General features: G+C 72.0%; 9 protein-coding genes. 8 read left to right on the plus strand and 1 reads right to left on the minus strand.

Annotated features, from left to right (window positions below; translation table 11 throughout):
- Window positions 1–8: 8 nt before the first annotated feature.
- The 6 genes from murJ to HGB44_RS26320 all read left to right on the plus strand — a co-directional run bounded on the left by murJ (window position 9) and on the right by HGB44_RS26320 (window position 9,075).
- Complete coding sequence (gene murJ / locus HGB44_RS26295) at window positions 9–1,631, plus strand: murein biosynthesis integral membrane protein MurJ (RefSeq protein WP_061080332.1); 1,623 nt, start codon at window positions 9–11, stop codon at window positions 1,629–1,631.
- On the plus strand, window positions 1,628–2,710 hold the full coding sequence (locus HGB44_RS26300) for a glycosyltransferase family 4 protein (protein ID WP_061080333.1): 1,083 nt from the start codon (window positions 1,628–1,630) through the stop codon (window positions 2,708–2,710). The genes murJ and HGB44_RS26300 overlap by 4 nt, the downstream gene beginning before the upstream one ends.
- 340 nt (window positions 2,711–3,050) lie before the next feature.
- Window positions 3,051–4,082, plus strand: a complete 1,032-nt coding sequence (locus HGB44_RS26305) for a TerC family protein (RefSeq protein ID WP_061080334.1) — start codon at window positions 3,051–3,053, stop codon at window positions 4,080–4,082.
- A 330-nt stretch (window positions 4,083–4,412) separates the two neighbouring features.
- Window positions 4,413–7,247 (plus strand): excinuclease ABC subunit UvrA, encoded by a 2,835-nt coding sequence (gene uvrA, locus HGB44_RS26310; protein ID WP_061080335.1) that lies wholly within the window; start codon window positions 4,413–4,415, stop codon window positions 7,245–7,247.
- A gap of 594 nt (window positions 7,248–7,841) precedes the next feature.
- On the plus strand, window positions 7,842–8,555 hold the full coding sequence (locus HGB44_RS26315; RefSeq protein WP_061080336.1) for an RDD family protein: 714 nt from the start codon (window positions 7,842–7,844) through the stop codon (window positions 8,553–8,555).
- Window positions 8,556–8,676: 121 nt separating this feature from the next.
- Window positions 8,677–9,075, plus strand: a complete 399-nt coding sequence (locus HGB44_RS26320; protein WP_061080337.1) for a Rieske (2Fe-2S) protein — start codon at window positions 8,677–8,679, stop codon at window positions 9,073–9,075.
- Between the two features lie 112 nt (window positions 9,076–9,187).
- On the opposite strand, the gene HGB44_RS26325 is transcribed toward HGB44_RS26320, so the two are convergent.
- Window positions 9,188–10,327 carry a mechanosensitive ion channel family protein gene (locus HGB44_RS26325; protein ID WP_061080338.1) on the minus strand — a complete coding sequence of 380 codons (1,140 nt, stop codon included), beginning with the start codon at window positions 10,325–10,327 and terminating at the stop codon, window positions 9,188–9,190.
- 236 nt (window positions 10,328–10,563) lie between these two features.
- On the opposite strand from HGB44_RS26325, the gene uvrC reads away from it, so the two are divergent.
- Together uvrC and rapZ are read left to right on the plus strand one after the other, a co-directional pair.
- Window positions 10,564–12,591 carry an excinuclease ABC subunit UvrC gene (uvrC, locus tag HGB44_RS26330; protein ID WP_061080339.1) on the plus strand — a complete coding sequence of 676 codons (2,028 nt, stop codon included), beginning with the start codon at window positions 10,564–10,566 and terminating at the stop codon, window positions 12,589–12,591.
- Complete coding sequence (rapZ, locus tag HGB44_RS26335; RefSeq protein WP_013154030.1) at window positions 12,588–13,472, plus strand: RNase adapter RapZ; 885 nt, start codon at window positions 12,588–12,590, stop codon at window positions 13,470–13,472. The genes uvrC and rapZ overlap by 4 nt, the downstream gene beginning before the upstream one ends.
- Window positions 13,473–13,481 lie beyond the last annotated feature (9 nt).

The raw sequence follows: 13,481 nt of genomic DNA on the forward strand, positions 1-13,481 counted from the left end.
CGGCCACGGTGTCCCGTACCATCCAGGGGGTGACGCGCGGAGTAGGCACGGCGGCGGCGCTCATCGCGGTGGTCACCGTGGGGGCCAGGCTGGCGGGGTTCGGGCGCACCGTGGTCTTCTCCCAGACCGTCGGCGACACCTGTCTGGGCACCGCCTACGTCACCGCCAACCAGCTGCCCGCCGTCCTGTTCGAGGTGGTCATCGGCGGGGCGCTCACCGCGGTGGTCGTCCCCGTCCTGGCCGCCGCCGCCCGGCGCGGCGACCACGAACAGGTGCGCCACACCGCCTCGGCGCTCATCACGTGGGTCCTGCTGCTGGCCGTGCCCCTGTCGGCGCTGCTCGCCCTGGTCTCGCTGCCGGCGATGTCGCTCATGCTGGGCGAGGGCGCCGGCTGCGACCGGGACGCCCTGCTCGGGCTCGCCGTCCGCATGCTCGTGGTCTTCGCCCCGCAGATCGTCCTCTACGGCCTGGCCTCGGTGCTCTACGGCGTCCTGCAGTCCCACCGCCGCTTCCTGGCCCCGGCCCTGGCCCCGCTGGTGTCCAGCCTGGTGGTCATCGCTGCCTACGTGGCCTTCGTCCCGCTGGGGGCCGACCACCGCCAGGACGTGGCGGGCCTGCCGCTGGCGGCCGAGCTCGCCCTGTCCCTGGGCACCACCGCGGGGGCGGCCGCGCTCTTCCTCACGGTCGTGGGACCCGCCCGGCGGCTGCGGGTGCGGCCCCGGCCGCGCCTGACCTTCCCTCCCGGGGTGGGCGGGCGCGTGCGCTCCCTGGCGCTGGCCTCCCTGCTGCCGCTGGCGGCCATGCAGCTGTGCCTGCTGCTGTTCGTCGCCCTGGCCAACCGGGGCGGCGGCGCGGGGGCGGCCGTGCTGCACACCTACGCCTGGGCCCTGTTCACCCTGCCCTACGGGGTGATCGCGGTGCCCATCGCCACCAGCGCGTTCACTGCCCTGGCGGTCGCGCACGCCGAACACGACCGGCGGGGGTTCGCCTCCCTGGTGTCGGGCGGCGCCCGCGCCTGCGTGGTGGTCACCGCGGGGGTGGGCACCGCACTGGCCGCCGCCGCGGCCCCCGTGGCCCTGGTCTTCGCCCAGCACGACCCGCTGACCCTGGAGCGCGCCCTGCTCGCCTACGCTCCCGGGGTGGTGGGCTTCGGGCTGGTCGCCCTGCTCAGCCGGGCCCTGTACGCCTCGCACCACGGACGCCTGGCCGCCACGGCCCAGGTGGTGGGGTGGCTGGTGGTGATGTTGTGTGCTGTGGTGTTGGTGTGGGTGTTGCCGCAGGGCTGGTCCATCGCCGGGCTGGGCGCGGCCAGCACGGTCGGCCTGTCCCTGGCTGCGGCCCTGCTGTGCGCGGGGGTGGCGCGCACGCACGGGCGCGGGGCCCTGGGGGGTGTGGCGCGCTCGGTACTGGCCGCGGCGCTGGGCGGTGTGGTCGGGTGGAGCGCGGGGCGAGCGGTGGCCGCCTCCCTGCCCGCGGACGGCGTGTGGCAGACGGTGGCGGTGGCCGCGGTGTCGGCGACGGCGGCGTCGGCCGCCTACGCGGCCGTCGCGGCGGTGGTGGACCGTCCGGCGGTGCGCGCCGTCGCCGACCGGGTCAGGACCGTACTCGAACGCAGGAGGGGGAGGCGTTGAACGCCAGGATCGCGCTGGTCATCGGTACCAGCAGTGGAGGGGTGGGCCGCCACGTGCGCTCGCTGGGCGCGGGCCTGGTCGCGCGCGGCCACCGGGTGGCGGTGCTGGGCCCGGCCTCCGCCGAGCGCGAGTTCGGCTTCACCTCGGAGGGCATGCGCTTCTCCCCGGTCGGCATCGGCGCGGCGCCCTCCGCGGGCGACCCCGGCGCCGTGCTGCGCCTGCGCGCCCTGACCCGGGGCGCGGACGTGGTCCACGCGCACGGGCTGCGGGCCGGGGCCCTGTGCGCGCTGGCCGGCACCTCGCCGCTGGTGGTGACCGCGCACAACGCGCCGCCGCTGGTGCGGGGGGCGCTGGCGGCGGCCTACCCGGTGCTGGAGCGGGTCGTGGCGCACCGCGCGGACGTGGTGCTGGGGGTGTCGGGCGACCTGGTGCGCAGGCTGCGCTCGGTCGGTGCGCGCGACGCGCGGCTGGCGGTGGTGGCCGCTCCCGAGACCGGTGCGCCGGTGAACGGGCGCGAGGCCACCCGTGCGGACCTGGCGGTGCGGCCCGAGCGGCCGCTGCTGCTGACCGTCGCCCGCCTGGCCGAGCAGAAGGGGCTGGACATGCTCCTGGCGGCGGCGCCGGCCATCGCCGACCGCCGGCCCGAACCGGTGGTGGCGATCGCCGGGGACGGGCCCCTGTGGGGGGAGCTGCACGACACGGCCGCGGAGATGCGCGCGGACGTGCGCATGCTGGGGCACCGCGCGGACGTGGCCGACCTGCTGGCGGCGGCGGACGTGTTCTGCCTGACCAGCCAGTGGGAGGGGCCCTCGTTGGTGATCATGGAGGCGCTGCGCGCCGGGCTGCCGGTGGTCTCCACCCGGGTCGGCGGCATCCCGGACCTGTACTCGGGGACGGTGCTGATGGTGCCGCCGGGGGATCCGGCGGCGTTCGCCGCGGCCGTGGGCCGGGTGCTGGACGACCCCGCGCTGGCCGAGGACCTGCGGGCGCGCTCGCGTGAGGCGGCCAAGGCGCTGCCGAGCGAGGAGGACGCGGTGGAGGCCGCCGCGGGCGTGTACAAGGCGGTGCTGCGGCGGTGACGTGTGGCGTGCGGGGACGCGGGGAAGGGATGGCCCCGGGGTTCGGTGGACCTGTCCTCGGAGTGCGGCTGATGCTACCCCCGCCGGGACTTCACCTCGTGGGGGTGAAGATGTCATCCTGGACTACGGTCCGGTGTGTGCCGCCCACAGTGCGGTACCGGTATCCTGGCCTGACACGTGAGGGGAGTATCCCTGTCGCGGCGGTGTCGTCATCACGGCGGACAATGTCGTCCTCCCGGTGCCGCCGGTTCGCAGCGCAGTGCTGCGAACGGGAGAGACCTCCGGTGGTTCGACGTGCGTGCACACCGCTCGCGCGCACTGACCGGAGGAGAGACCGTCCGTGAACGTTCCCTTGTGGGTGTGGGCTGCCACCATTGGCGCCATGGTCGCCATCCTGGTGATCGACCTCATCATCGTCGACCATCCCTGGAGCAAGACGAAGGGGCCCCAGGAGTTCGGCATGAAGCAGGCCGCCTGGTGGGCGGCCTTCTACATCGGCATCGCCATCATCTTCGGCTTCGGTGTCTGGTACTTCGGCGGAGGCGCCGCGGGCGCCGAGTACTTCGCCGGGTTCGTCACCGAGAAGAGCCTGAGCATCGACAACCTCTTCGTGTTCTACCTTCTGATGGGCTCCTTCGCGGTGCCCAAGAAGTACCAGCACGAGGTCCTGCTCGTCGGCATCGTCATCGCGCTGGTCATGCGCGGCATCTTCATCGTCCTGGGCGCCCAGGTCATCAACGCCTGGAGCGAGGTCTTCTACCTCTTCGGCGCCTTCCTCATCTACACCGGTTACAAGATCGTCCGCGACCACATGAAGGGCGACGAGGAGGAGAAGGACTTCACCCAGACCCCGGTGGTCCGCCTCCTCAAGCGCTTCTGGCCGGTGACCGACGACTACCACGGCGCCCACCTCACCGTGAAGCTCGACGGCAGGCGCCACATCACGCCGATGCTGCTGGTCATCGTCGCGATCGGCATGATCGACCTGGTCTTCGCCGTCGACTCCATCCCGGCGATCTTCGGTCTGACCCAGGACGCCTACATCGTCTTCACCGCCAACGCCTTCGCCCTGCTGGGCCTGCGCCAGCTGTACTTCCTGCTGGCCGGTCTGATGGACCGCCTGGCCTACATCAGCTGGGGCCTGTCGGCGATCATGGTCTTCATCGGCGTGAAGATGATCCTGCACGCCCTGCACGAGAACGGCGTGCACGTGCCCGAGGTCGGCATCGGCCTGTCCCTGACCGTCATCCTCGGCATCATGACCATCACCATCGTCGGCAGCCTGATCAAGTCCCGCGTCGACGAGCGCAAGAACCCCGAGCTCAAGACCGAGCGCGACCCCTCGGTCGACTCCCCGGCGGACCGCTCCTGAGCCGACGGCGGGCCCGCACGCCCGTCGAGGACATTCCGGGAAACGGCCGGATTCGAACAGCCGTTCGTCTATAGTGGTGGCACCCTGAGCGCTCCGGCGCCGGGGTGCCATCTCGTTTTCCGAGGTGGAAGAAACCGTCGTCGGTGGTCGTTAGGCTGGACGGGCGGGAGGCGAACGCGTCCTCCCCCCTCTCCTCAGCGGCCCGCCTCCGGGGCCCGGGCGGTCTCCGGGAGGCCCCCGACCGCCGCACGCGAAGTTCCACACGGGTCAGCCGACGTCATGCGACGGGGTCCGCGTCCTGTGCGCCAGAGCCGAAGGATGTCTCACTCGATGGTCGAACAACTGGTAGTCCGGGGAGCCCGGGAGCACAACCTCAAGGACGTCTCGCTGGACCTGCCGCGCGACTCCATGATCGTGTTCACCGGCCTGTCCGGTTCGGGCAAGTCATCGCTGGCCTTCGACACGATCTTCGCCGAGGGCCAGCGGCGCTACGTGGAGTCCCTGTCGGCCTACGCCCGCCAGTTCCTGGGGCAGATGGACAAGCCGGACGTGGACTTCATCGAGGGCCTGTCCCCGGCGGTGTCCATCGACCAGAAGTCCACCAGCCGCAACCCCCGCTCGACCGTCGGCACCATCACCGAGGTCTACGACTACCTGCGGCTGCTGTGGGCGCGCATCGGCGTCCCGCACTGTCCCGAGTGCCGCCGCGAGATCGCGCGCCAGACCCCGCAGCAGATCGTGGACCGCGTCCTGGAGATGGAGGAGGGCACCCGCTTCCAGGTGCTCGCCCCCGTCGTGCGCGGGCGCAAGGGCGAGTACGTCGAGCTGTTCAAGGACCTCCAGTCCAAGGGCTACACCCGCGCCGTCGTGGACGGGCAGGCCGTGCGCCTGGACGAGGCGCCCAAGCTGGGCCGCTACGACAAGCACGACATCGCCGTGGTCGTGGACCGCCTCAGCGTCAAGCCCTCCTCCCGCGGGCGCCTGACCGACTCGGTGGAGACGGCGCTCAAACTCGCCGGGGGCACCATCGTCCTGGACTTCGTGGACGTGGAGGCCGGGGACCCCGACCGCGAGAAGGTCTTCTCCGAGCACCTGTACTGCCCCTACGACGACCTGTCCTTCGAGCAGCTCGAACCGCGCTCCTTCTCCTTCAACGCCCCCTACGGGGCCTGCGCCGAGTGCTCCGGCCTGGGCACGCGTATGGAGGTCGACCCGGAGCTGCTGGTCCCCGACCCCGAGAGGACACTGGCCGAGGGCGCCATCGGCCCCTGGTCCGGCGGGCCCAACAGCGGCTACTGGGAGCGCATCCTCAAGGCGGTGGGCGAGGCGATCGGCTTCGACCTGGACACCCCCTGGGAGCGGCTGCCGCGCCGCGCGCGCAAGGCCCTGCTGGAGGGGCACGACACCCAGGTCCACGTCAGCTACCGCAACCGGTACGGGCGCAACCGCTCCTACTACACCGAGTTCGAGGGCGTCATCCCCTGGGTCAAGCGCCGCCACTCCGAGACCGAGAGCGACTACGGCCGCGAACGGCTGGAGGGGTACATGCGCACCGTGCCCTGCCCGACCTGCGAGGGCACGCGCCTCAAGCCGGTCGTGCTCGCGGTGACCGTGGGCGGCAGGTCCATCGCCGAGGTCGCCCAGATGCCGCTCAGCGACAGCGCGGCCTTCCTGGCCGAGCTCAGGCTCTCCGACCGCGACGCGGTCATCGCCGCCCAGGTGCTCAAGGAGATCAACGCCCGGCTCGGCTTCCTGCTCGACGTCGGCCTGGACTACCTGAGCCTGGCGCGCTCCTCGGGCTCGCTCTCGGGCGGGGAGGCCCAGCGCATCCGCCTGGCCACCCAGATCGGCTCCGGTCTGGTGGGCGTGCTGTACGTGCTGGACGAGCCCTCCATCGGCCTGCACCAGCGCGACAACGCGCGCCTGCTGGAGACCCTCCAGCGGCTGCGCGACATCGGCAACACGCTCATCGTCGTCGAACACGACGAGGACACCATCCGCGCCGCCGACTGGGTCGTGGACATCGGCCCCGGCGCGGGCGAGCACGGCGGCCACGTCGTGGTCTCGGGGATCGTGGACGAGCTGCTCACCTCCGAGGACTCGCTCACCGGCGAGTACCTGTCCGGCAAGCGCGGCATCGAGGTGCCCGTCGAGCGCCGCCCCCTCACCCGGGGTCACGAGCTGGTGGTCCGGGGAGCGCGCGAGAACAACCTCGACGGGATCGACGTCGCCTTCCCGCTGGGCGTGTTCACCGCCGTCACCGGCGTGTCCGGCTCGGGCAAGTCCACCCTGGTCAACGAGATCCTCTACAAGGCGCTGGCCAAGGAGCTCAACGGGGCGCGCGACGTGCCCGGCCGCCACCTGCGGGTCAACGGCACGAACAAGGTCGACAAGGTCGTGCACGTGGACCAGAGCCCCATCGGGCGGACCCCGCGCTCCAACCCGGCCACCTACTCGGGGGTCTTCGACCACATTCGCAAGCTGTTCGCGCAGACCACCGACGCCAAGACGCGCGGCTACCAGCCGGGCCGGTTCTCCTTCAACGTCAAGGGCGGCCGCTGCGAGGCCTGCTCCGGCGACGGCACGCTCAAGATCGAGATGCAGTTCCTGCCCGACGTCTACGTGCCCTGCGAGGTGTGCCACGGCGCCCGGTACAACCGGGAGACCCTCCAGGTCCGCTACAAGGGCAAGAACATCTCCGAGGTCCTCAACATGCCGATCTCGGAGGCCCTGGAGTTCTTCGAGCCGATCAACGCCATCCGCCGCCACCTCCAGACCCTGGCCGACGTCGGCCTGGGCTACGTGCGGCTGGGCCAGCCCGCCACCACGCTGTCGGGTGGTGAGGCGCAGCGGGTCAAGCTCGCCGCCGAGCTCCAGCGCCGCTCCACCGGGCGGACGGTGTACGTGCTCGACGAGCCCACGACCGGCCTGCACTTCGAGGACATCCGCAAGCTGCTGGGCGTGCTCAACCGGCTGACCGACACCGGCAACACGGTGATCGTCATCGAGCACAACCTCGACGTCATCAAGACGGCCGACCACGTCATCGACATGGGGCCCGAGGGCGGCTCCGGCGGCGGCAGCGTGGTCGCGCAGGGAACCCCGGAGGAGGTCGCCGCGGTGGCCGAGTCCTACACCGGGCGGTTCCTGGCCAAGATGCTCTGAGTCGCGCCCGGCGACTCCGCCGCCCCGCGCCCCGTCCCGGTCTCCGGACGGGGCGCGGGGCCGTCTGAGACCACATCGGGTTGGCGGATTCGCGACGCGTGTCCCATCTGAGTAGAGTCGGACGTGTCCGCGCCCCGCCCGGTGGCTCCCCGCGTCCGGCGCCCGCGCGACTCCGACGAACCGCCCTGGAGGTTGGCCAGCCCGTGACTTCCCTTCCGGCTGAAGCCGGGAGTCCCTTCCCTCGTGAGTCGGGTTCTCTGCTTCGCAGCCGGTCGCCGGCCCGAGCCAACGGCGGGGGACGGGGTGCCGCCCATCGGTCTTGGATCAGCTCCCGCCCCTGGGGTGTGGACTTCGCCAGGATCACACAGCGGGACCCGACCTGACTTGCCGCCAGTCCGGCGCCAGGCCGACCCGGACGTGGCCCCCGTCTGGGTCGACGCGGGTCAGGCCGGCAGCGGTTCGAGCGTTGGTTCGCGGGTCCGGTGTTTCCGGCGGGCGGTGGTCCTCCGGGGCGAACCAGCGTTTCCCGTCCTGCTCCGCGGGAGTCCGATTCCTCCCTGGCCTGGAGGCCAGAGTTCCTTCGGAAGGATTCAGATGAACGTCCCTCCCCAGCCGGACCACAGCGGGCCAACGCCTCCGGGGGGCCCACAGCCCCCGCCCCGCCCGGGACACCAGGAGTCCTCCAGCGCTCACACCGGCTTCCACGCGGACGCACCCTCCGGCGCGCAGGGCCCCGAGCCCGTGGAGCGGCTCTACCCCCTGGCCGCCTGGCGGTCGCGGGTGTACGCGCGCGGCGTCGACCTGCTCCTGGTCGCCCTGCCCGCGCTGCTGCTGGCGCTCGTGCTCTCCCTGGCCTGGGTGGGCGTCCAGGCGGTCGGCTCCGGCAGCACCGACGGTATCGACGACCGCTACCCGCTCTTCCTGTCGGTGACCTTCTTCCTGCTCTACGCCGGCTACGAGACCTTCGCCCTCTCCCGCTGGCAGCAGACGCTGGGCAAGCGCCGCGTCGGTCTGAGGGTCGCCCCCCAGGCCGGGAGCGGCAGCCTGGGCGCACTGCCCCTCGCGGCCCTGACGGTGCGCGCCGCGCTGCTGGCCCTGCCCTTCCTGCTGTTCTTCCTGCTCTTCACCATCGGCTGGTTCTGGTGGGTTCTGGTGGCCGTGACGGCGCTGCTCACCGGCGGGATGGCGGCCTGGAACCGGCCCAACCGGCAGGGACTGCACGACCGGATCGCCGGGACCGTGGTGCTCGACGTGGGCGCGGCGGACCCGCGCTCCCCGATGCCACCCCCGTACCGGCCGCAGGGCTGAGGGTTCTCGCGCTCACCCCGGATCCCGGGCACCCCGCCGTACCTACTACATTGTGTAGTGATATTTCGGCGCAGGTGAGGAGCGTTTCGTCGTGGCCGGTAAGAGGACGTGCGGGTGCGGGATGAGCAGGCGCCGACTGCTCGGGACGGCGGGGACGGCCGCGGCCGTCACCGCCGTGAGCGCCTGCGGCGGACAGGAGCCCAAGCCCCAGGAGGTCCGTTACGGCCAGGTGGTCGGCCAGACCACCGACGTCCCCGAGGGGGCGGGGGCGGTCTTCAGCAACAGCAAACTGGTCGTGACCCAGCCCGAGGCGGGCCGGTACCGGGCCTTCGGCGCCTCGTGCACGCACGCGGGCTGCACCGTCCAGGAGGTGGACGAGGTCATCCGGTGCCTGTGCCACGGCAGCGAGTTCGACATCTCCACCGGGGAGGCGCTGGTGGGTCCGGCGCAGGAGCCGCTGGAGCCGTTCGAGGTCACGGTCGAGGGCACCGACATCATCCTCCAGGGCCCCTCCTCCTGAGGGGACCGGCGGGCGGGCCGGAACGGAGGCCCGCAGGCCTCCCCGCCGCACACACCACGGCGCCCGGAGCGGATCCGCTCCGGGCGCCGTGGTGTGTGCGGCTCAGGCGGGGTCAGGCCTCGCCGGGGTCGCCCCCGGGCGGGCCGCTGACGCCGTTGGGCTCGTGGCGCCGGAACGCCGAGGTGGGGAACTGGGCGGCGTAGGTCGCCTCGTCCGCGTCCTCGGAGGCCATGAACTGGGCGCGGTGGCGCGGCAGGGACTCGGGGTAGTTCTCGACCAGCCAGCGGATCAGGTGCTCGCGGATCTCGCAGGCGATGTCCCACTGGTGCCCTGTGTCGGCGGCCGTGGCCACCACCCGCACCAGCACCTCGCCGCTCGGGGCGATGTCCACGACCTGGCAGGACCAGCTGCGCCCGTCCCAGTGGTCGCTGCGGGTGATCAGGCGCCCGGTCTCCTCGCGCATCTCCTCGATCGGCACCTCCCAGTCCAGCGGGAACACCACCTTGGCGGTGATCGCCGTGCCCTGCTTGGTCCAGTTCTCGAAGCTGGTCGTGGTGAAGTTGGCGACCGGGACCACCAGGCGGCGCTCGTCCCAGATCTTGATGGTGACGTTGACCAGGCTCAGCTCCTCGACCCGGCCCCACTCGCCCTCGACCACGACCACGTCGCCGATGCGCAGGGCGTCGCTGAAGGCCAGCTGGAGCCCGGCGAACAGGTTGGACAGCGTGGACTGGGCGGCCACACCGGCGACGATGCCGATGATGCCCGCGGAGGCCAGCAGCCCGGCGCCGAGCGCGCGGACCTCGTCGAAGGTGAACAGGATGGCGGCGACCGCCAGCACCACGATGATCGAGGTGATCACCCGGCGCAGCAGCCGCACCTGGGTCTGGATGCGCCGCGCCTTGCGGTCGGCGTCGCCGTTGGCGACCGACAGCCGGGCCAGCACCATGTCCGTGACGGCGTAGGCCAGGCTGACGCCCAGGCCCGTCAGCGTCGCGATCATGAGGATGCTCATCGCGTGCTGGATAGTCTGGTAGGTGCTCCAGTCCACGTTGTCGCGGCTGGGCAGTGACAGGTTCGCGCCGACCACCGCCGCCGCGCCGTAACTGGTGTAGGTGGTGCGGTCGACCACGTGCTGGGACATCCGCCAGACCTTGCCCAGCTTGTGCTTGAGCACCCAGCGCAGGGCGAAGACCAGCAGCACCGCGACCGTGACGGTGACGCCGATCGTGATCCATTGGGACAGGCTCACGACGAAGGGCCCCCTCTTGTCGTCGATGTCGGGAAGTTCCTGTGTACCCGCCCAACCTAGAGCATGCGGATACCCAATCGTGACGTTTGGCTTACCCGCACCGGAGACGCGCGGGCGCGCGCTGTGCGCCGGAGAACGGGTCCGGCGCGCGGGGGCCCGCGGGGTGAGACGCGCCACGCACGGGGCGCACGCGGCCCGGTTGGCCGTATGTCCCCCCGACCTACCACAATGGGACCATGGCTGCGACTCCTCACCTGCGCCCCGCGCCCGGATCGATCCCCACCGACCCGGGCGTGTACCGGTTCCGGGACTCCTCGGGACGCGTGATCTACGTGGGCAAGGCCAAGAACCTGCGGTCCCGGCTCTCCTCCTACTTCCGCGATTTCGCCGGACTGCACCCGCGCACGCAGCAGATGGTCTCCACCGCCGCCGACGTCGACTGGACGATCGTCGGCACCGAGGTGGAGGCCCTCCAGCTGGAGTACTCCTGGATCAAGCAGTACGACCCCCGGTTCAACGTCAAGTACCGCGACGACAAGAGCTACCCCTACCTGGCGGTCACCCTCAACGAGGAGTTCCCCCGGGTGCAGGTCATGCGCGGCGCCAAGCGCAGGGGGGTGCGCTACTTCGGCCCCTACTCCCACGCCTGGGCCATCCGCGAGACCGTGGACCTGCTGCTGCGGGTCTTCCCCGTGCGCACCTGCTCGCCGGGGGTGTTCCGCGGCGCCCGCAACAGCGGCCGCCCCTGCCTGCTCGGCTACATCGGCAAGTGCGTGGCCCCCTGCGTCGGCAGGGCCTCGCCCGAGGACCACCGGGCCCTGGCCGAGGACTTCTGCTCCTTCCTGGCGGGCGACACCGGCCGGTTCCTGCGCGAACTGGAGGGGCGGATGCGCGAGGCCGCCGGGGAGATGGAGTACGAGCGCGCCGCCCGCATCCGCGACGACATCGAGGCCCTGCGCGCCGCCCTGGAGAAGCAGGCCGTCGTCCTGCCCGACTCCACCGACTGCGACGTCATCGCCATGGCCGACGACCCGCTGGAGGCGGCCGTGCAGATCTTCCACGTGCGCGGCGGGCGCATCCGCGGCCAGCGCGGCTACGTGGTGGACAAGATGACCGACGCCGGACCCGGCGAACTGATCGCGACCTTCCTCGGCCAGATCTACGGCCCCGCCCAGGGCGAGGACGAGAGCGGGGGCACCGGCACCGCCGTCCCCCGCGAGGTCCTGGTCTCCCACGAGCCCGCCGACCCCGCCGCCATGGCCGCCTGGCTGTCCGAGCACCGCGGCTCCTCGGTGGACCTGCGGGTGCCCCAGCGGGGCGACAAGAAGTCCCTGATGGAGACCGTCGCCAAGAACGCGGCCGAGTCGCTGGCCCGGCACAAGACCCACCGGGCCGGGGACCTGAGCACCCGCGGCCGCGCCCTCCAGGAGATCCAGGAGGCCCTGGAGCTGTCCGAGGCGCCGCTGCGCATCGAGTGCTTCGACATCTCCAACCTCCAGGGCGAGCACGTGGTGGCGTCCATGGTCGTCTTCGAGGACGGCCTGGCCCGCAAGTCCGAGTACCGCCGCTTCTCCGTCCGCGGCAGCGGCGAGGGCGGCCGCGAGCAGCACGACGTCGCGGCCATGTACGAGGTCGTCCACCGGCGCTTCCGCCGCTACCTGGAGGAGAGCGCCAGGAGCGGTGAGGTCGCCCGCATGGGCGAGACCGGCGACCACGGTGGTCACCAAAGCGACGACGAGCCGTCACCCGGGAAGTTCGCCTATCCGCCTAACCTTGTGGTGGTGGACGGCGCCCGGCCCCAGGCCGAGGCGGCGCGCCGCGCCCTGGACGAACTCGGGATCGAGGACGTCGCCGTGTGCGGTCTGGCCAAGCGCCTGGAGGAGGTGTGGTTGCCCGGCGACGAGGACCCGGTGATCCTGCCCCGCGCGGGCGAGGGGCTCTACCTGCTCCAACGGGTGCGCGACGAGGCCCACCGCTTCGCCATCCAGTACCACCGGCACAAGCGCGCCAAGGCGCTGACCGGCAGCAGCCTGGACGAGCTGCCCGGTCTGGGGCCGTCCCGCAGGACGGCCCTGATCAAGGCGTTCGGCTCGGTGCGCAGGCTCTCCTCGGCCACGGCCGAGGAGATCGCGGCGGTGCCCGGGATCGGTCCCAAGCTGGCCGAGGCCGTGCACGCGCACCTGTCCGGCGGCCCCGCCGGAACGGGCGGCCAGGGCGACGGGGCACCAGCACAGCACATCACTGACGGGGGAGGAGACGCATGACGGTCGAACTGGGCGGGGAACTGCCACCCGAGGTGGTCATCGTCACCGGCATGTCCGGTGCGGGCCGCAGCACGGCGGCCAGGGCCCTGGAGGACCTGGACTGGTTCGTGGTGGACAACCTGCCGCCCGGCCTGCTGCCGACGATGATCGAGCTGGCCGGACGCACGCACGGGGCGGTGCCGCGGGTCGCCGTGGTCGTCGACGTGCGCTCGCTGGCCTTCACCGAGGACCTGCTGTCCACGGTGGAGGAGCTGCGCAAGCGCGACATCACCGCGCGCGTGCTCTACCTGGAGGCCGGAGACGACGCCCTGGTCCGCCGGTTCGAGGGCGTGCGCAGGCCCCACCCCCTCCAGGGCGACGGGCGCCTGACCGACGGCATCGACCGCGAGCGCGAGACCCTGCGGGCGGTGCGCGGCGAGGCCGACCTGGTCATCGACACCTCCCAGCTCAACGTGCACCAGCTCAAGGCCCGGGTGATCGGCTTCTTCGGGGAGAGCGACGAGGCGCGCCCCCGCGCCAACGTGGTCTCCTTCGGGTTCAAGCACGGCCTGCCCGTGGACGCGGACCTGGTGCTGGACTGCCGCTTCCTGCCCAACCCCCACTGGGTGCCCGAGCTGCGGCCGATGAACGGCCGTGACGACGCGGTGCGCGACTACGTCCTGGCCCAGGACGGGGCCAAGGAGATGCTGGAGGCCTACTCCGACGTCCTCAAGCTGACCATCGCCGGGTACCAGCGCGAGGGCAAGCACTACATGACACTGGCGGTGGGCTGTACCGGGGGCAAGCACCGCAGCGTGGCCATGGCCGAGCAGTTCGCCGACCGGCTGCGCGGCCAGGGTGTGGACGTGCACGTGGTCCACCGGGACGTCGGACGGGAGTGACCCGCGGGC

It is taken from the genome of Nocardiopsis alborubida (genome assembly GCF_012396365.1).
Lineage (GTDB): Bacteria > Actinomycetota > Actinomycetes > Streptosporangiales > Streptosporangiaceae > Nocardiopsis > Nocardiopsis alborubida.

What these genes read in the sequence shown, in the direction of transcription:
- uvrA (WP_061080335.1), top strand. Translation starts at nt 4,413, where the DNA reads ATGGTCGAACAACTGGTAGTCCGGGGAGCCCGGGAGCACAACCTCAAG.
- HGB44_RS26320 (WP_061080337.1), top strand. Translation starts at nt 8,677, where the DNA reads ATGAGCAGGCGCCGACTGCTCGGGACGGCGGGGACGGCCGCGGCCGTC.
- rapZ (WP_013154030.1), top strand. Translation starts at nt 12,588, where the DNA reads ATGACGGTCGAACTGGGCGGGGAACTGCCACCCGAGGTGGTCATCGTC.
- uvrC (WP_061080339.1), top strand. Translation starts at nt 10,564, where the DNA reads ATGGCTGCGACTCCTCACCTGCGCCCCGCGCCCGGATCGATCCCCACC.
- HGB44_RS26315 (WP_061080336.1), top strand. Translation starts at nt 7,842, where the DNA reads ATGAACGTCCCTCCCCAGCCGGACCACAGCGGGCCAACGCCTCCGGGG.